The organism is Pseudomonas paracarnis, assembly GCF_904063055.1.
In the GTDB taxonomy this organism is placed as follows: domain Bacteria; phylum Pseudomonadota; class Gammaproteobacteria; order Pseudomonadales; family Pseudomonadaceae; genus Aquipseudomonas; species Aquipseudomonas paracarnis.
On sequence record NZ_CAJFCN010000010.1, the window covers coordinates 181,196 to 200,581 of the forward strand.

A 19,386-nucleotide genomic window follows, 5' to 3' on the forward strand; every position below is an offset into this window, starting at 1 on the left:
AGTAGAAGGGAATGTTAATGGCGGATGACATGGTTAACCCGGTGGGCCTCAAGCGAGGCCTGAAGAACCGGCACATTCAGCTGATCGCCTTGGGAGGTGCGATTGGTACAGGCTTGTTCCTCGGCTCGGCCGGGGTACTCAAGTCGGCGGGGCCGTCGATGATCCTGGGCTATGCGGTGGCCGGGTTTATCGCGTTCCTGATCATGCGCCAGCTCGGCGAGATGATCGTCGAAGAGCCGGTGGCCGGTTCCTTCAGCCACTTCGCACATAAATACTGGGGCGGTTACGCAGGCTTCCTGGCGGGCTGGAACTACTGGGTGCTCTACGTGCTGGTGGGCATGGCCGAGTTGACGGCGGTGGGTAAGTACATCCAGTTCTGGTGGCCGGAGATCCCAACCTGGGTCAGCGCGCTGGTGTTCTTCGTCGCGGTGAACCTGATCAACACCCTGAACGTGAAGTTCTTCGGTGAAGCCGAATTCTGGTTTGCGATCATCAAGGTGGTGGCGATTGTCGGCATGATCGTGCTCGGCTGCTACCTGCTGTTCAGCGGCACCGGCGGCCCGCAAGCCTCGGTCAGCAACCTGTGGAGCCACGGTGGGTTCTTCCCCAATGGCGGCATGGGGCTGTTGATGTCCATGGCCTTCATCATGTTCTCGTTCGGTGGCCTGGAACTGGTCGGCATCACCGCCGCCGAAGCCAGCGAACCACGCAAGGTGATCCCCAAAGCGATCAACCAGGTGGTGTACCGCATTCTGATTTTCTACGTCGGTGCGCTGACCGTGCTGTTGTCGCTGTACCCGTGGGATCAACTGCTGCAAACCCTCAGCGCGTCGGGCGATGCCTACAGCGGCAGCCCGTTTGTGCAGATTTTCTCGCTGATCGGCAACGACACCGCCGCCCACATCCTCAACTTCGTGGTGCTGACCGCGGCGTTGTCGGTGTACAACAGCGGCGTGTACTGCAACAGCCGCATGCTGTTCGGCCTGGCCGAACAAGGGGATGCGCCCAAGGCGCTGATGAAGCTCAACAAACAAGGCGTGCCGCTGCGGGCCCTGGCGATTTCGGCGCTGGTGACCATGCTGTGCGTGGTGGTCAACTACGTGGCGCCGCACAGTGCACTGGAGTTGCTGTTCGCGCTGGTGGTTGCTTCGTTGATGATCAACTGGGCATTGATCAGCCTGACCCATATCAAGTTCCGCAAGGCCATGGGCGAGCAAGGCGTGACGCCGTCGTTCAAGACCTTCTGGTTCCCGTTCAGCAACTACCTGTGCCTGGCGTTCATGGTGATGATCATTGGCGTGATGCTGGCGATTCCGGGGATTCGCGAGTCGGTGTATGCGATGCCGGTGTGGGTAGGGATTATCTACATCGCCTATCGGTTTCGGATCAGAAACGGGAAGGTTGCCGTGGCGCAGTAACCCCTGTGGGAGCGGGCTTGCCCGCGATTGCGGCGTGTCAGCCAATGGATGAGCCGACTGATACACCGCCATCGCAGCGATGCGGCGACCCGACAAGCCAGCTCCCACAATTGACTGTATTTCACCTAGAAAAAAGCCCCGGTAATCCGGGGCTTTTTTATTAGAGCGTGGAACGTACTCGCCAGAGTTCAGGGAACAGTACCGTGTCGAGCATCTTGCGCAGGTACCCCACGCCTTCAGTACCACCAGTACCCGGCTGAAAGCCGATGATGCGCTCCACCGTGGTGACATGCCGGAAGCGCCATTGGCGGAACGAATCTTCCAGGTCGATAAACTTCTCGGCCAACTGATACAAATCCCAGTAACGGCTCGGGTCGCGATATACCTCGCGCCAGGCAGCTTCCACCGAGTCATCGTGCACCGTGGCGGCGGTCGGGTCGCGCTCGGCGCGTTTGGGATCAATCGCCAACCCCGCCTTGACCATCAGGTTTACGGCCTCGTCATACAACGACGGCGTGGCAATCGCCACCTGCAATTGCTGCAGCAACTCCGGGCGATGGGCATGGGGCCGCAGCAGCGCCGGGCTTTTGTTGCCGAGGATGAATTCGATCTCGCGGTACTGAAACGACTGGAACCCCGACGACTGCCCCAGGAACGGGCGAATCGCCTTGTATTCCGACGGGGTCATGGTCGCCAGCACCGCCCAGGCGTGCACCAGTTGATCGAAGATCCGCGACACCCTCGCCAGCATCTTGAACGCCGGTGGCAGCTCACCCAGGCGCACATGTTCGCGGGCGGCCTTGAGTTCGTGCAGCATCAATTTCATCCACAGCTCCGAGGTCTGGTGCTGGATGATGAAGAGCATTTCGTTGTGATCCGGCGACAGCGGGTGCTGGGCGCTGAGGACTTTGCCCAGGTCCAGGTAATCGCCATAGCTCATGGACTCGGAAAAATTCAGTTCGGCGTTATGCCATTCTTCCGGCGGTTGGTAATCAGCTGAGAAAGGACATTGGCTCATCGCGTGGGCTCCTTGAGCGGGCGGAGAATGGCGCGCACGGGGCTCGCGTCCAGGTTGGCGAAGCGCAGCGGCAGCGCGATCAGTTCATAGTCGCCCTCCGGTACGTCATCGAGCACGATGCCTTCGAGGATCGCCATGCCATGGCGCGCCACGGCGTTGTGCGAATCCATGGTCTTGGATTGCTGCGGGTCCAGGGACGGCGTATCGATACCGATCAGACGCACACCCAGGCCGGCGAGCAGCTCAATGGTTCGCGGGGCGATGGCAGTGAAATTCGAATCCCATTCAGTCAGTGGCGCTTGTGGATAAGTACGCAGCAGCACGCGCTCGGGCAGGTTATCCAAACGCCCTTGCAACTGATGGGGCTCAACCAACGCGCCGCTGCCCAGGCAATGCAATACCCGGCAAGGGCCCATGTACACATCCAGCGATACCTCGCCAATCGGCGCCCCATCGGCGCTGTAATGCAGCGGCGCATCCACATGGGCACCGGTGTGCGGCGACAGGGTGACGCGCCCCACATTTACCGGACACTCCGGGCCGAACTGCCACACGCGCTCTTCCTGGAACGGTGTATCGCCCGGCCAGGTCGGGGTGGCCGTGCTCAAGGGCGGGCTGATATCCCACCACGTTTTTATTGGTTTCATTGCAAGGCTCTCACGGGGTACTGGGGTGAATGATACGAGGGCCAGCTCTGAATTTTCTTGCGAATTCTGGCGCGCCACGGGAAATATTTCGCAGTTACTGCGAGGAAACAGCGGTTTGATGCACAGATCTGTCGCTCAGATACACCAAGACCTCCTGTGGGAGCCGGGCTTGCCCGCGATAGCGGAGTGTCAGGCAATGGAGATGCTTGTTGTGCCAGCGTCATCGCGGGCAAGCCCGGCTCCCACAGGGGACTGCGGTGTTCAGGTGACTGCGCTTCTGGGCATCCCAATGTCGAGTTCAGACCACTGGCGCAACGCCCGAGGCCTTAGGGTTGAGCTTTCCCTTCCCTGCCTCGGAGTCATCATGACCAAGCCCATCACCGTACTGCGCGACACCCACCCACTGCCGGTCCTGGATGCCTGCAAATGGGAAAAGCTCGAAGGCGACCCGCACACTGTCAACCTCAACGCCTACACCAGCGAAGACGGCAGCAAGATCATGGGCACCTGGATCTGCACACCGGGCAAGTGGTACGTGGAATACGTGAAGTGGGAATACTGCCATTTCCAGGAAGGCTACTGCGTGATCACGCCTGAAGGCATGGAGCCGATCCACTTGCGGGCTGGGGATATCTTTGTGGTGGAACCGGGGATGAAAGGAACGTGGGAAGTGGTCGAGACGGTGCGTAAGTATTTTGTGTTTGCCTGACCCAGCAAAACCTGTGGCGAGGGAGCTTGCTCCCTCGCCACAGGTTTTTATTTGGGTTTGCGATAGCTGTTGATGATCGCCGAGAAGTCCTTGCCCCCTTCCCCACGCTGGCTCATCGATTGATACAGCTGCTGGGCCACTGCGCCGAGGATCACCGGCTGGTGCACCTGGCGTGCAGCTTCGGTGGCCAGGCCTAAATCCTTGAGCATCAGGTCGGCACCAAAACCACCGGTATAGCCACGCGATGATGGCGCGGTCTCGATCACGCCTGGCCAAGGATTGTAGGTATCGGAACTCCAGCAGCGCCCCGTGGAGCTGTTGATGATGCCGGCCAGCACTTGTGTATCAATGCCAAGTGCATCGCCCAGGGCCATGGCTTCACTGACGCCGACCATGCTGATACCCAGCAGCAGGTTGTTGCAGATCTTGGCGATTTGCCCCGTGCCGACATCACCACAGTGCACGATGTTGCGGCCCATCTGCGCCAGCACCGGTTGCAGGGTGGCGAACAATTCCGGGTTGGCTCCGACCATGAAGGTCAGCGTCCCCGCCTGGGCACCGCCGGTGCCACCGGAGACCGGCGCATCGGCCACGTCCACGCCTTGTTTGGCTGCCGCAGCCGCTACTTCACGGATGGTTTGCGGGTCAATGGTGCTGCAATCCACGGCGGGGATGCCTTTGCCGATGCCGGCGAGTACACCGTCTTCATTCAGCCACACGCTGCGCACATGGGCGGCGGCCGGCAGCATGGTAATCACAAGTTCGGCACCTTGGGCCGCATCACGCGGTGAGTGGCTGATGGTGCCGCCCAGTTCGGCGAGTTCCTTGAGTACCGCCTGGTTCAGGTCGAACAGGTTAAGCGCGTGCCCAGCCTTGATCAGGTTGCGGGCCATGGGCGCACCCATGTTGCCCAGGCCGATAAATGCAATCTTCATGATCGTCTCCCAGGTTCAGCGCAGGTTAATGGTGGTGTTGACGCCATCGTTGACCGTGTCATCGTCGAACCAGCGGCTGGTGACGGTTTTGGTCTGAGTGTAGAACTGCACCACTTGCTTGCCGTAAGGGCCCAGGTCGCCGAGCTTGGAACCGCGGGAGCCGGTGAAGCTGAAGAACGGCACTGGCACCGGGATGGGGATGTTGATGCCGACCTGGCCCACATCGATTTCGCTCTGGAATTTACGCGCCGCCGCACCGCTCTGGGTGAACAGACCTGTGCCGTTGCCGAACGGGTTGGCGTTGACCAGGGCGATGGCTTGATCGAGGGTGTCGACTTCCAGCACCACCAGCACCGGGCCGAAGATTTCCTCGGTGTAGATGCGCATGTCGGTGGTCACGCCCGAAAAAAGAGTCGGGCCGACAAAGTTACCTTGTTCGAAGCCCGGCACCTTGATATCGCGGCCATCCAGCTCCAGCTTGGCGCCTTCTTTCACGCCGCTTTCGATCAGTTCAAGGATGCGTGCCTTGGCGCGCTTGGAAATCACCGGGCCGACATCCGTGCCGGCTTCGCTGCCTGCATTGACCTTGAGCTTTTGTGCCAACGCCTTGAGATCTGGCAGCCACTGCTTGGCCGCACCCACCAGCACCACCACCGAGGTGGCCATGCAACGCTGGCCCGCCGCGCCGAAACCGGCGCCGACCAGGGCGTTGAGGGTGTGCTCGCGGTTGGCATCCGGCAGCACCACCGCGTGGTTCTTGGCGCCCATCATCGATTGGACGCGTTTGCCGTGCTTGCCTGCCAGGTCATAGACATGGGTGCCGACGGCCGTCGAGCCGACGAAGGACACCGCCTTGATGTCTTTGTGGGTGCACAGTGCATCCACCACGCTCTTGCCGCCGTGCACCACGTTGAGCACGCCCGCCGGTACGCCGGCTTCCAGCGCCAGCTCCACCAGGAGCATGGTCGACAACGGGTCTTGCTCGGAAGGCTTGAGTACGAAGGTGTTACCGCAGGCAATCGCCATCGGGAACATCCACAGCGGAATCATCGCCGGGAAGTTGAACGGGGTGATACCGGCGCACACGCCGATAGGCTGGCGCAGGGTGTAGGTATCCACGCCGCCGGCCACGTTCTCGGCGAACTCGCCCATTTGCAGGGTGCCGATGGAACAGGCGTGTTCGACCACTTCCAGGCCACGGAAAATATCGCCCTCGGCATCGGCAATGGTTTTGCCCTGCTCGGCGCTGAGGACTACAGCAATGCGCTTGGAATGTTCGCGGATCAAGGCTTGCAGCTTGAGCATGATGCGCATGCGCGCGCCGATCGGTGTCAGCTTCCAGGTCTGGAAAGCGCGATGGGCAGCGTCAATGGCGGCGTTGACTTCATCGGCAGTGGCGAACGGGACTTTGGCCAGCACTTGCTGAGTGGCCGGGTTGACGATGTCTTGCCACTCGGTGGTTTTGGACTCGACCCACTCGCCGTTGATCAGCAACTTGACCTGTTGCACGGAAATATCGGCAGATGCGTTCATATGGTCTCCAGAATCTTGTCGTTATGCAGAGAACCAAGGCGTTGAATCGCCTTGAAGAATGAGGCGTTCGGACTGTTTTTGGAGTATAGATGTGCAAATCTCTAATAAGAACGTACATAAAAGCCGGTCCAATATGCAAAAAAACATCACCTCACTGGGCGCCCTGAACTGGGATGACCTGAAGTTTTTCCTCGAAGTGGCGCGCACCCGCAAGGCCAGCGTGGCCGCCAAGCGCCTGGCGGTGGACTACACCACCGTGTCGCGACGCATCAGTTCACTGGAAGTGTCCCTCGGCACGCTGCTGTTCGAAAAATCCCGGACCAACGGCTTCGTGCTCACCAGCGAAGGCCAGCGGTTGCTGGGTTATGCCGAATCCATCGAAAGCACACTGCACATGGCCTGCGAACAGGTGTCCGGGTCCGGTGTGGCACTGTCCGGCCATGTGCGCATGGGTTGCACCGAAGGCTTCGGCAGCTTTTTCGTCACCCCGCAACTGAGCCATTTCGTCGACACTTATCCCGCGATCTCGGTGGACATCCTGCCCCTGCCCCACTTCATCAGCCTGTCCAAGCGCGAAGCCGACATCGTCATCGCCCTGGAACGCCCGGAACACGGACCGTATGTGTGCTGCAAACTGTGCGACTACAAACTGCAGCTGTACGCCACCCAGGACTACCTCGACCAACACCCGCCGATCCGCACACCTGCGGACTTGGCCGAGCATCCATTTATCAGCTACGTGGATGACCTGGCGTTCAGCTCGGAGCTGCTGTACCTGGCCAACGTCGTGCCCGGCGCCAGCGCGAGTTTGCGCAGCACCAGCGTGATCGCGCAGTACGTGGCGGCGCAGCAAGGCCGGTCGATGGCGATATTGCCGTGCTTTCTGGCAGCGCAGGACCCGCGGTTGTTGCCGGTGCTGGGGGAGCAGATCGCGATTACGCGACAGTTCTGGATGTATTGCCGGGAGGATTTGAGGAAGTTGAAGCGGATTACGTTGTTGTGGGATTACATCCGGGAAGTGACGGAGCAGAATCAGGGGTTGTTGATGGGGGAGACGCGGGAGATCAGGTTTGCAGACTGAATGTGGGAGCTGGCTTGCCTGCGATAGCGGTGCATCAGCAAAAGCTATATCTACCGATCAACCGCCATCGCAGGCAAGCCAGCTCCCACATATTGAATGCATTTCAGCTGGGGGAAGCAGAACCCGCTTAGTCTGCGATTACTACAATTGACACCCGGCGATTCTCGGTGCGGCCTGCTGTGGTCGTATTCGGCGCCACCGGCTCGCTGCTGCCCAGGCCGCGCAGTTGGATGTTTTCTTCTTTCATGCCCACGCGGGTCAGCACCTTGCCCACGCTTTTGGCGCGGCGCAGGGACAGTGCCACGTTGTAGGGTTCTTTGCCGGAGGCGTCAGTGTGGCCGTCGACACGCACACGCTCGATACCCGCGCCTACCAGGGCCTGGCCGATGCGTTCGACGATGTCGGTGCTGGGTTTGTTGAGGGTTTCGACGTCACTGCCAAACAGCACTTTGCCGGACAGGCCGAAGGCCCAGCCTTCATCGGTCAGCTCGAAGCCTTGTTGTTTGAGCACGGCGACTTGCGCCGGGGTCAGGCCTTTGGGTGGCGTCTGGCAGCCGCTGAGGGCCAGGAAAGCGACGAGTAAAGAAACAAATAAAATGCGTGTGTTAGCGAACAAGGGAATCAACTCCTGTGTTGAACGTTGACGACGGGATGCTCCGACTCCGCCGTTTGCTGGCCGCCCGAGGACAATCGTTTGGCCTGGTACATCGCCGCGTCGGCGGCGTTGAGCAAGGTGCCGGGAGTGGCGCCATGCTCGGGATAAATGGCAATACCGATGCTGAGGGAGGTCGACACCTGGGTATCACCTGGCAGGGGGATCGGCATGTCCATGCTGGCAATGATTTTGTCGGCGATGCGATGGGCGTCTTCGGCCTTGTGCAGGGGCGCCAGTAATACCGCGAATTCATCACCGCCCAGGCGCGCCACCAGGTCGTCCTCGCGCAGTTGCGCCCGCACGCGGTCGGCAACGGCCACCAGCACGGCATCGCCAGCGGCGTGACCGAAGCTGTCGTTGATGTCTTTGAAGCGGTCGCTGTCGAGGAACAACACCGCCACCCGCTCGTTGACCTTGGCGGCGCTGCGCAAGGCGCGGATCAGCCGGCCTTCGAAGAACGCGCGGTTGGGCAGGCCGGTGAGGCTGTCGTGGCTGGCCTGGTGGGCCAGGGTTTCGTTTTCGCTTTGCAGGTGGCTTTGCCAAGCCTCCATCTCACCGAGCAGGGCATTGAAGTCGCTGCCCAGGCTGTCGAGCTCGGCGATCTGCGCCGAGGGTACGCGGCGGTCGAAGTCTCGTTCGCTGCGGGCGGCGTGGGCGACGGCGGCCAAGCGTTGCAATGGCACGGTGATGCCATTCAATAGACGCCGCGACAGGTGCAATGCCACCCAGGCGCTGAGCGCTGTGCAGATCAAAATCCCGACCAGACCGCTGAGCAAAAAGCGCAACAGGCTGCCACCGTGGCCGACCAGGTGGATGCTGCCGACAGTTTGCCCCTGGCGCAGAATCGGCTGGCTGATGGGCTGTTCGAGCAGGGCGTGCGCTATTTGCAGCTCGACCCGTGACAACATGCCGGTTTCCGGGCGAACCCAGCGCGCCAGCAGCTTGCCGTTGATATCAAATACTTCTGCCTGGGCCACTTCTTCGGTGGAGGCAATCAGGCTCAGGGCTTCGGTGGCCGCCGCGCTATCGTTGAACACCACGGCCGCTTCCACGGTGTAGTTGATGGAGCGGGCGATCAGGTGCAGGTTGTGCTCGGCGTAAACCCGCAGGGCCAGCACGCCGAGCAGGGTCAGGGAAACACTGGCCAGGGTCACAGCTACCAGCGCCAGGATCATATGCCCGCGGGCAATCACCGAACGCAGGGTCGGCCGCACTTTATCGCGGCTCATGAGCCAGGCGCTCGACGGCGAGACAACTGCAACACACTGGGATGGATACGCACGCCGCTGCGGGCGACGGAATCCAGATTGACCTCGAATGACACCTGCTCATCGCTGACCCGCAGGCAGAACAGGCTGCCCACCGTGCATTGGTCGCCCCCTTCGCTGATGCTGAGCACAGGGTGGCCAATCAACGAAGTAAACAGGCGGTTGCGTTCGTCAGGCGTGATTTTGCCGATGTAGATGGCGTCGCAGGCATTGACGATATCCGGATGATCGACCAGCAGGCGCCGCACCCGCACCGGACGACCGGTGGCCTGGGTAGTGCCTTTGACCAGGTCATCGGTGTACTGAGTCGGCCCGACAATGCACAGCCGCAATTGCGCAGGCTCCACCGGCCACCGCGCGTAGCTGAGAATACCCAGCACGACCTGGGTGACCGCCTGGGCGCGCTGCTCGGCGAGGCTGGGCGTCTGCGCCCATACCTGCGGCGCGAGCAGGCACAGAACCGCCACCCGCAACATGCGTCTCCAGCTCAAACTGCGCTCTGTGGGCGAGACAGCCACGTTCATGCAGCACTTCTCTCAGGTATTTTCCAGGGTGATGCCGCAACGATAGCACAGCGGCGGGAACCCCCGCGCAGCATGGCTGGCACGGGGCCTACTATTTTTTCAGAAAAATCAGACATCTGAATCAGAAATATTTCATGACCTATCAGTCAGTTTTTTCCGGTGCGGCGTCCAACTCCAGCATCAACCCGCTCAAACGCTTGACCTTGCGCCGTACCGCCTCTTCAAACACGCCACCCCGGGGCTCGATCAAGCTGAACCAGCGCTTGGCGCGGGTAATACCGGTATAGATCAGTTCTTTGGTCAGCACCGGGTTCAAAGCATCCGGCAGGATCAGCGCCGTATGGATGAACTCCGAGCCCTGGGATTTGTGTACGGTCATCGCATACACGGTTTCGACATCATTCAAGCGGCTGGGCAGCACGAAACGTACGCCACCCTGGCCATCGTTACGTGGGAAGGCCACGCGTAGCACGTGGGGGCCGCCATCGCTTTCGGGCAGTTTCAGCGCGATGCCGATGTCCCCGTTCATCAGGCCCAAGCCATAGTCGTTACGGGTCATCAAGACCGGACGGCCCTCGTACCACTGCTCGTCGCCTTCGATCAGGCGGACTTTGCGCAGGGCCGCGGTGATGCGCTGGTTCAGCCCTTCAACCCCCCAGGGCCCTTTGCGCACGGCACAGAGCAATTGGAACGCATCAAAGGCTTGCAACAATTGTTGCGCCCAATAGGTCCAGGCCGGGTCATCGCGCGGCGTATCCAGAGGTGGACGTGCCGATTGCAGCAGGTTCAGGTAGTAGCGATAACCCTGGGCGCCGTCGCCCTGCCCGTCCAGCACCAAGCGCTCAAGGCCGTGGTCATGCTCGCCCTTGAGGCTTAGGCAAAACAGGTCGTCATGACGGCGCGCGGCCAGCAACTGACGTGCCTCTTCGGCATTTTGCTGGTTGACCCAGCGCGCCAGCTGGCCGATGCCGCTGCCTTCGCCGAAACGACGCGAATAGCGCAGCATCACCACCTGCTGGGCCAGGGGATGACGGGCATCGAGGTCTTCTTGCAGGCCGCTGGCACTGAGGTCTTCGCCGCTGACCGCTTGCAGCCATTGCAGAGTCTGCGGGCTGTACCAGCCGGCTTCGGCGTCACGGCACAAATCGCCGAGTACCGCACCGGCCTCCACCGACGCCAACTGGTCCTTGTCGCCCAGCAATACCAGACGCGCATGGGGCGGCAAGGCATCGAGCAGGTTGGCCATCATTTCCAGGTCAATCATCGAGGCTTCATCCACCACCAGCACGTCCAGCGGCAATGGATTACCCAAGTGATGCCGGAAGTGGCGGGTGCCCGGACGGCTGCCCAACAGGCGATGAACCGTGGTGACCTGGGTCGGGATTTTTTCCCGCACGTCGTCGGGCACTGTCAGTGACAGCACTTGCTGGCTGATGGATTCGGTCAGGCGCGCAGCGGCTTTACCGGTGGGCGCAGCCAGGCGAATACGCAACGGGCTGCCGGACTCCACAGCGGGTGCCTGCAACAACGCGAGCAGGCGCACCACGGTGGTGGTCTTGCCGGTGCCGGGGCCGCCGGTGACGATACTGAAGGCGCCGCGGGTTGCCAGGGCACAGGCAAGCTTTTGCCAGTCAATTACACCGTCGGGCGCCGGTTGGTCGAACAGGCGGTTGAGGCGTTGTGGCAAATCGGCAGCTGCGGGCTCCACGTTCGCAAGGCGCAGGCGCAGGGCGCGGTCGATACGTCGCTCGTAGGTCCAGTAGCGGCGCAGGTACAGGCGCTTGCCAGACAACACCAACGGACGACTCTGGGCCGCGTCGCTGCCATCGACCGCCAGCGCTACCAATGGGCTGCACGCCAGGGCATGGCACCAATGGGCACCGTCCAGGTCGTGCAGCAATTGCGACGGCAGCAGCATGGCGCCAGTGTGCAGGTCGCCTTCGGGCGGCAATGACAGGGCGAAGTCCGGCGCCTTGAGGGTTTCGAACAGGTCAAGGCAGACGTGACCATGGCCCAGTTGATGGCTGGTCAAGGCGGCCGCCAACAAGACCAAGGGGTCGGCCTGGGCGTCAAGCTCATGCAGGAAGCCGACGAAGGCTTTGTCCAGGGCCCGCAACCAGCCACGCTCGACCCAACGCTCAAGCAACTGCACCAGGTCGGTGGCGCGACTCAGCGGTGCCAGCTCCTCTAGCGGTAACGGCGACAGGCTCATAGCAACACTCCTTGTTCCCAGACGGGCTCGACCTTGGGCGGGATAGGCTTGCCCTGGAACAGCAGATCCAGACTTTCGATCAGCTCGCGGGGCGGCCGGGTAAAATACGCCCCCTGGCTCACCGACTGGGTGCCACGCAGAAACAGGTACAGGGCGCCGCCGACGTGCTGGTCGTAGTCATAATCAGGCAGGCGCGCCTTGAGCTGGCGGTGCAGGGCCAGCAGGTAAAGTACGTATTGCAGGTCGTACCGATGCTCAAGAATCGAGTGCTCCATGGCTTGCTGGGTGTAGGCCGAATCGTCGGGGCCGAGCCAATTGGATTTGTAGTCCGCCACGTAGTAGCGGCCATCGTGTTCGAACGTCAGGTCGATAAACCCCTTGAACATGCCGTTGAGCAGCACCGGCTCAGCGGCCACACGGGAAACACCGCCGTGGGTGTGCTGGCACACCAGTATGTCGAGGGCCAGCACATCGACTGTGTGACTGGCGAACCAGAACTCCATTTCGATCTGGTACTGCTGAAGGCCGCTTAAGGTCACGTGGTCGTTGTACAGCGGCAACGGCGTTTGCAACAGATGACCCAGCCAGCCGCTGAGGGTGACGATCCAGCCTTCCCAGTTGCGGCGGTTACAACGTGCGCCCACGGCTTTTTCGATGGCCTCGGGCGTCACGTTGAAACCCTCTTCACCGGCCCACTCCAACAAGCCGTGGAGGAAGGTGCCTGGATTAGGACCGCGTGGGAAACGATGAATATCACCGCCGGACGCCACCACTTCCCGTGGCGCATCGGGGTCGAGGCGTTCGTCATCGAACAGTTTCTGGGCCTGGGGGCTTTCCGGTGCTTCAAGACTGGCGGCGCTCATGCTGTCGCCAATGCGCAAGGCACTGTAGGAAGCAATCCACCAGTTTTCCGTGGCCTTACGTTCAGGCAGCAATGGTGCGAGCAGGGTCGCTTGATTGCGCGGCGGGTGGAACAGGATGTCTTGGGCGTCCGGCACATGGTCATAACCGATGGCCGCGCAGCCTTGCTGCAAGTCCAGCAACCAGCGCGCCAGACCCGCTGATTCGCCTAACGACGCGCCAGCACCAAGCAAATAGCCCAACGCCGACAGGTGCAAGACCGAGCTGCTGTTATTGCCGCGCTTGAGGTCGGCGATGCCTAGCCAGCAGGCGTGTTTGGCGCGGGTCAAGGCCACATAGAACAAACGCAGGTCTTCGGCCAGGCGCTCATCGTCGGCTTGGGCGATCAGCTCGGCCGTGGGTCGCAGGCTGACGTGGGACTTGCCCTGTCCATCGTGGTAATGCAGCGGCAAGCGACTGCCGTCCACAGGCTTGGCCGAACAGATGAACGGCAAGAACACCAGGTCGTATTCCAGGCCCTTGGATTTGTGGATGGTCACCACTTTGACCAGTTGCTCGTCGCTTTCCAGGCGCAGGATCTGCTCTTCACCGGCCTGTCCCGACAGCGCCAGATGCTCGGCCAAATGACGGATCAACGCCTGCTCGCCATCCAGTTCCGAGGCGGCCTGTTGCAACAATTCACTGAGGTGCAACAGGTTGGTCAGCACCCGCTCGCCATCACTGCGGGCGATGAGGGTTTGCGGCAGCTTGAAGTCGTGGAGCAGGCGACGCAGCATCGGCAACACGCCTTGGGTACGCCAGATGGCACGGTAGCCACGGAACTGCATCACCCGTGATTCCCATGCCAGTTCGTCCTGATTCAGACGCTCCAGCTCCGATAGGGACAGGTTCAGGGTGACGCAGGCCAGGGCGGCACGCAGCGGGCGTTCGACATCGGGTTCGGCGCAAGCCTTCAACCAGGCCAACAGGTCATGGGCTTCCTGGGCGGCAAACACCGAGTCTTTATCCGACAGGTACACACTGCGCACGCCACGGCGGGCCAGTTCCGCCCGTACGGCTTGGGCTTCCTTGCCATCGCGCACGAGGATGGCGATGTCTGACGGCAACACGCCCTTGAGGTTACCCTCTTTTACAAAGCCCGCCGTGCCTTGCTGCCCACCGTTGAGCAGCGCAACGATTTGCGTGGCGCAGGCGGCGGCCAGGTGTTGACGGTAAACCACGTTGGAAATCGGCTGGTCGGTGGGCAGGTGCCAAAGGTTCATGGCCGGCATTGGTTGGCCGTCGACCTGCAGGTGTTCGCTGCGGCCTTGGGACAGCACCGGGTGAAACGGCACCGGGTTATCCCCATTGGGCTCACGGAACAGGAACGCACCACGACCGGTTTCCGCACGCTGGAACACGTGATTCACCGCCTCGACCATCGCATGGCTGGAGCGGAAGTTGGTGCCCAGGGTGTGATGACGGCCGGTGGTGGATTGCCGGGCGCGCAGGTAGGTGTAGATGTCGGCGCCGCGAAAGGCGTAGATCGCCTGCTTGGGGTCGCCGATCAGGAACAGGCCGCTGTCGAGGTGGTTTTCTTCGATGCGGTAGATGCTGTCGAAGATGCTGTATTGCACCGGGTCGGTGTCCTGGAATTCATCGATCAGGGCCACCGGGAATTGCTCGCGGATCACGCTGGCCAGGCGCTCGCCACCGTCTGCCTGGAGGGCGGCGTTGAGGCGGATCAGCATGTCGTCAAACCCCATCTCGGCGCGGCGACGTTTCTCTTCCTCGAAGCGTTTGCCGACCCAGCCGGCAGCGTGTTGCAGCACCGCCGCGTCGGGCGTTGGCAAGGCGTCGAGGCTGGCTTTGAGGCTGGTCATGGCCTCGATGCCAGGGTGCTGCGGCGGCTCGCCTTTCCACGCTTCGGCCATGCCGTCAGGCGTCAGGCGGGTGAAGCCGGTGCCGATGTCCAGTTGTTCCAGGGTTTCGTCAGCGGCCCAGGCGCTGATCTTTTCGAACCAGGGCTCGAAGTAGCGCGCTTGCATCTTGCGCCCATCGACCGCCTTGGCGGCCACGGCTTGCAGGCAGATATCCCGCAGCTCGGCGGCCCATTGTTGCCAGGGTGCCTTGAGAGCAACCAGCGCGGCACGACGTTCTTGCAGGCAGGCGGTGATCAGTTCGGCTGGCTCGCGGGTTTCGTCGGTGGGCCGCTCGCTGCCGAACAACGCACGCACCCGTGGCATCAGCGCCGCGGGGCCGCCCCAATGGTTGCGCACCCAGTTGAGGGCATCGTCGTGCATTGGGTAGCAGAACAATCGCCAGTAGTCGCGCAGCACTTCGCCCAGCAGGTCGCTATGGTCAGTTTCCAGGGTCTGGGTGAACAGGCTGCCGCTGTCGAACGCATGTTCGCGCAGCATGCGCTGGCACCAACTGTGGATCGTCGAGACGGCGGCTTCATCCATCCATTGGGCGGCGATGTCCAGCCGGTTAGCGCAGGCGGGCCATTGCTGCGGTTCATATTGCTCACGCAGGTCGGCAATCAGCGCATCAGGCTGCTCGATTTCGTCACGGAAAAAGCGCGCGGCTTCGGCCAGGCGGATGCGGATGCGTTCACGCAGCTCCTTGGTGGCGGCGTCGGTGAACGTCACCACGAGGATTTGCGGTGGCAGCAGTTCGCGGCCGAAACCGGACTCACCGCCGCCGTGGCCGAGCACCAAGCGCAGGTACAAGGCGGAGATGGTGAAGGTCTTGCCGGTGCCGGCACTGGCTTCAATCAACTGGCTGCCTTTGAGCGGGAACGCCAGGGCCAAGGGTTTGCCGATCATGCGTCAGCCTCCGTGCTGGAAAGCGATCGCCAGGGGGCGTTGATCAGCGGGCGATACAGGGTTTCGCACCAGCCTTCGAACTCTTCACTGGCGACCAGGGCCGCGTAGTCGGGAAATTGCCGCGTAAGGGCAGGCGTTTCGCGGCGTTCGCCGTCTGTGGTGATGCCATCGCCTTCATAGGCTTTGCTCGCTGCCGCTTGGGCCTTGGCGGGGTCAGTCTGGCCGAGCCAGGCGAACGCGGTTTTCACCGCGACCGGTAGCGGCGCGCTCATTCCCGTGTGCCAGGCCAACAGCAGGTTACCGAGGATGTCCTCGGCGCCGGCCTTGTCCAGTGGGGCCAACAACAAGGTGTCGTCACTGGCTACCAGGCCGGTGCTCAAGGGCAGGCCACAGGCGCAGGCCACCACGTGATTGACCCAAGGGCGGATGAGGCGGTGCCACTTGCGTGTCTTGATCGAGCCAATACTGTTGGGGATGGTGGTGACGCTTAACAGTCCGCCATCACTGCGTCGGTGCAGACCGCTGATCCAACCTTCCAGCTGGATACCTTGGTACGCAAAGCTGATCGGTTCAGCGCCAGTATGCGGGGTGGGCCACAGCGCTAGAAGGTGTTGATAGCGTTGCACCAGGTCCGGCAACGGCTCGATCAACTCGTTACGCAGGCATTCACCGAAACCGACCATCGGCAGCAGGCCGCTGCCTTGCAGGCGCAGGGCCTGGGCGTTGAGCGCCTGATCGAGTTGGTCGGGTTGGGTGAGTGCCGCGTTCAGCAGGCTGTCGCTTAAGCTGTAGCGTTGCAATGCGTCCAGCACGAAGGGTTCTTCATCAGCCAGGGGCACTTCAGCGGCTTCGAAGAATACTTTCAGGCGCTGGCTGAAGAAGTGTTTGACCGGATTGCGCAGGAAGTCCTGTAACTGGCCAAGGCTCAGGGGTTCTTCCTGTTGGTGAGGGGTCAAGCCTTGCTCTTGGGTGATGACCGCCGGTGCCTGATGCAGCAATTGCCATTCGCGGGCATAGCTGAACAGCGAATCGCCTTCGTGGAAGTAGCGTGCGCTGAAGGGTTGCAGCGGGTGCTCTTGGGTCATTGCGTCGAGCAGCGGCTGATCATTGTTGGCGTGCTGCCAGCCGCTGGCCAAGTGGTCGCGCAGTTGGCCGATCAGTACCGAGGCCGGGCGATCACTGTTGTCACGGATGCTGCGGCCTACCCAGCTGATATACAGCTGGTCACGGGCTGACAGCAGCGCTTCGAGCAGTAAGTAGCGGTCGTCTTCACGGCGAGAACGGTCGCCGGGGCGGTAATCGCTGCCCATCAGGTCAAAATCCAGGGGTGGCTGGGCCCGCGGGTAATCGCCGTCGTTCATGCCGAGCAGGCAGACCAGCTTGAACGGGATCGCACGCATGGGCATGAGCGTACAGAAATTGACCGCTCCCGCCAGGAAGCGCTGGGACAGGCGCCCCTGATCCAATCCGGCAAGCCATGCCTCACGTACTACCGTAAGGGGTAACTCGTCTTGCAAGCCGACGGATTCGCAGGTTTCCAGCCAGGTTTCTCTTAGCTGTTCGAGCTGGCCCAGCAGGTAGTCATCGTGCTCGCTGCTGGGCAGGAAAAACAGCTGCATCAACCGTTGTAGACGCTCGCCCCAGGCCTGTGGCGCGGCGGGTTCCGATAGCGCTTGATGGGCATCGTGCAAGGCGTCGAGCAAGCCGACCAGCGGGCCGATCAAGGCCGCATCGAGGCCACCGATTTCGTCATAAGGTTCAATACCGTCGCAGGCCGTGCCGGTGCCGACGGCATAGCCCAGCAGCATACGGCGCAGGCCGAATCGCCAGCTGTTCTGCTCCAGTTCCGCGGGCAGACCCAAACCGGCGCGTTGCTCGGCATTCAGGCCCCAGCGGATGCCGGCCCCTTCGATCCAGCGATGCAAGGTGGGCAGGTCACGCTCTTTGATGGCGAAGCGTTCGCGCAGGGCCGGGACGTCGAGCAGATCGAGGATTTCGCTGACGGGGAAGCGGCTGTCGGGGAGTTTGAGCAGGTGCTCCACAGCAATCAACAGCGGGTCGCGGCCACGTTGACCTTGGTCTGTGAGGGTGAAGGGGATAAAGCGTGGGTCATGGCGTTCGAGCTGGCCGAAGACCGCGCGAATATGCGGTGCGTAGCTGTCGACGTCGGGGACCATGACGATGATATCCCGAGGGCGCAAGGTGGGGTCGGCGCTGAAGCGATGAAGTAATTGGTCGTGGAGGATTTCTACTTCGCGCTGGGCGCTGTGGGCGATATGGAAACGGATCGAAGTATCGCGTTGCAAGTCGACAGCGGGCCACCGTTCACGGGTTTCATTCAACGGGCGCAGTTCAAGGATATCGTCCTGGAGTTGGTTGAGCAGCGTGGTGGGTTCGCTGTCGCTGAACAGGTCGATACGACCGTCGCGAAATGCGGCGCGGTAGCTGTTGGGATCATCGTAGCTGTCCAGCAGACTGATGTAATCACGGCCCTGCTTGCCCCAGGCAGCGAGCAGCGGATGGGCGTGCTGGTGCAAAGTTTGTGGGTCGATAGTGACGGGCATGCCCGCTTTGCGCGCCTGGCGTTTGTATTCGTTACGCAGCAAGTCCTTGTCAGCGACGATGTCCGACCAATGATGGCGGCAGGGGTTATGCACGCAGAGCAGGACCTGGCTGAAACGGGCCAGACCCGCCAAGGCTTCCAGCGCCTGGGCCGGCAGCGATGAGATGCCGAAGACGATCACCCGGGGAGGCAAGCCGGGCGGTGCTTGTTCAAGGCTGTTGATGCGCTCGATGAAACGCTGATGTACACCGGCCCGACTTTCGGCCATGCCTGCTTCACCCACATCCAGCAGCAGCGCGCGCCACAGCTCGGCTTGCCAGCAGTTGGCTGGGTTGAGCGGTTTGGACTCACCTCGACCATTGCGCAGTTGGTGCCGACCTGCGGCCCAATCTTCCAACCAGTCGGCACGGTAGACTTGGTATTGGTCGAAGAGGTCAGCCAGGCGCTCGGCGAGTTGGTAGCGTTTGCGCAGGTCGGTGTCTTGCGTCAGGAAGCGTTGCAGAGGTTCGAAGTGCGGTTGGTCGATCAGCTCGGGTAACAGACGCATGAGGCGCCAGGTCAGCGGGGCTTTATCAAGCAGGGACTTGGGCGGGATTTCGTCGCGGCCCAGGACCATGCGATAGAGCTGCCACATAAAGCTGCCAGGCAGTTGTACGTCGATGGCTGCGGCAATGCCACAGCCGCCCATATCATCTTCTTGCGGATCTTCAGCCAAGGCCAGCTTCAGCCACTGGGCGATGCCGTTACTTTGTACCAGGGCGATTTCGTTTTCCAAAGGCGCCAGTGGGTAACGGCGCATCCAACTGACCACCAGGCTGCGCAGTTCGTCCAGGCGGTTGCCGTGAACCACCATGAATCCAGGGCTGAGGGACGTCGCGTCCGGCATAACGGCTTCCTTGGGAAAAGCAAAATCGAGGGGTGGACTTTAGCACTGTGGCGCACGGGGCGGGCACAGCCTGACAGGCGTGCGGGGACAAGGCGGACACTTTTCGAGCGCGCAAAACAAAACCCCAACTGCTTTCGCAATTGGGGTTTCGGAATTTAATCTTGACGATGACCTACTCTCACATGGGGAAACCCCACACTACCATCGGCGATGCATCGTTTCACTGCTGAGTTCGGGATGGGATCAGGTGGTTCCAATGCTCTATGGTC

The 19,386-nt window shown here is 61.6% G+C and carries 13 protein-coding genes and 1 rRNA gene; 3 read left to right on the plus strand and 11 right to left on the minus strand.

Annotated elements, in window-relative coordinates; genetic code table 11:
* Positions 1 to 17 precede the first annotated feature (17 nt).
* Positions 18 to 1,418, plus strand: coding sequence for an amino acid permease (locus tag JMV15_RS21070; protein ID WP_014719913.1), 1,401 nt, complete (start codon positions 18 to 20; stop codon positions 1,416 to 1,418).
* 160 nt (positions 1,419 to 1,578) lie between these two features.
* Here the strand turns inward: JMV15_RS21070 and kynA are convergent, their stop codons facing one another.
* The gene (gene kynA, locus JMV15_RS21075) at positions 1,579 to 2,436 is read right to left on the minus strand and encodes a tryptophan 2,3-dioxygenase (RefSeq protein ID WP_014719914.1); all 858 of its coding nucleotides are present in this window, start codon (positions 2,434 to 2,436) and stop codon (positions 1,579 to 1,581) included.
* On the minus strand, positions 2,433 to 3,083 hold the full coding sequence (kynB, locus tag JMV15_RS21080) for an arylformamidase (RefSeq protein ID WP_014719915.1): 651 nt from the start codon (positions 3,081 to 3,083) through the stop codon (positions 2,433 to 2,435). Before kynB ends, kynA begins: the two co-directional genes overlap by 4 nt.
* 364 nt (positions 3,084 to 3,447) lie before the next feature.
* Between kynB and JMV15_RS21085 the strand changes: the two genes are divergently transcribed.
* Positions 3,448 to 3,792: a cupin domain-containing protein gene (locus JMV15_RS21085; RefSeq protein ID WP_019817873.1), complete on the plus strand. Its 345-nt coding sequence runs from the start codon at positions 3,448 to 3,450 to the stop codon at positions 3,790 to 3,792.
* A 47-nt stretch (positions 3,793 to 3,839) separates the two neighbouring features.
* On the opposite strand, the gene mmsB is transcribed toward JMV15_RS21085, so the two are convergent.
* Positions 3,840 to 4,727, minus strand: coding sequence for a 3-hydroxyisobutyrate dehydrogenase (gene mmsB / locus JMV15_RS21090; protein WP_014719916.1), 888 nt, complete (start codon positions 4,725 to 4,727; stop codon positions 3,840 to 3,842).
* Positions 4,728 to 4,742: 15 nt separating this feature from the next.
* Positions 4,743 to 6,260: a CoA-acylating methylmalonate-semialdehyde dehydrogenase gene (locus JMV15_RS21095; protein ID WP_014719917.1), complete on the minus strand. Its 1,518-nt coding sequence runs from the start codon at positions 6,258 to 6,260 to the stop codon at positions 4,743 to 4,745.
* A 133-nt stretch (positions 6,261 to 6,393) separates the two neighbouring features.
* On the opposite strand from JMV15_RS21095, the gene JMV15_RS21100 reads away from it, so the two are divergent.
* Positions 6,394 to 7,341 (plus strand): LysR family transcriptional regulator, encoded by a 948-nt coding sequence (locus JMV15_RS21100; protein WP_014719918.1) that lies wholly within the window; start codon positions 6,394 to 6,396, stop codon positions 7,339 to 7,341.
* A gap of 127 nt (positions 7,342 to 7,468) precedes the next feature.
* On the opposite strand, the gene JMV15_RS21105 is transcribed toward JMV15_RS21100, so the two are convergent.
* From JMV15_RS21105 to rrf, 7 genes are all read right to left on the minus strand, one after another.
* A complete protein-coding gene (locus tag JMV15_RS21105) occupies positions 7,469 to 7,957 on the minus strand; it encodes an OmpA family protein (protein WP_014719919.1) in 489 nt (162 codons plus the stop codon).
* A 5-nt stretch (positions 7,958 to 7,962) separates the two neighbouring features.
* A complete protein-coding gene (locus tag JMV15_RS21110; protein ID WP_014719920.1) occupies positions 7,963 to 9,225 on the minus strand; it encodes a diguanylate cyclase domain-containing protein in 1,263 nt (420 codons plus the stop codon).
* On the minus strand, positions 9,222 to 9,788 hold the full coding sequence (locus JMV15_RS21115; protein ID WP_014719921.1) for a YfiR family protein: 567 nt from the start codon (positions 9,786 to 9,788) through the stop codon (positions 9,222 to 9,224). The genes JMV15_RS21110 and JMV15_RS21115 overlap by 4 nt, the downstream gene beginning before the upstream one ends.
* Positions 9,789 to 9,930: 142 nt before the next feature.
* Complete coding sequence (gene recD, locus JMV15_RS21120) at positions 9,931 to 12,000, minus strand: exodeoxyribonuclease V subunit alpha (RefSeq protein ID WP_038451484.1); 2,070 nt, start codon at positions 11,998 to 12,000, stop codon at positions 9,931 to 9,933.
* Positions 11,997 to 15,668, minus strand: coding sequence for an exodeoxyribonuclease V subunit beta (gene recB / locus JMV15_RS21125; RefSeq protein WP_038451487.1), 3,672 nt, complete (start codon positions 15,666 to 15,668; stop codon positions 11,997 to 11,999). Before recB ends, recD begins: the two co-directional genes overlap by 4 nt.
* The gene (recC, locus tag JMV15_RS21130; RefSeq protein ID WP_020302528.1) at positions 15,665 to 19,117 is read right to left on the minus strand and encodes an exodeoxyribonuclease V subunit gamma; all 3,453 of its coding nucleotides are present in this window, start codon (positions 19,115 to 19,117) and stop codon (positions 15,665 to 15,667) included. Before recC ends, recB begins: the two co-directional genes overlap by 4 nt.
* A gap of 159 nt (positions 19,118 to 19,276) precedes the next feature.
* Positions 19,277 to 19,386, minus strand: a 5S ribosomal RNA gene (gene rrf / locus JMV15_RS21135); the annotation flags it as partial.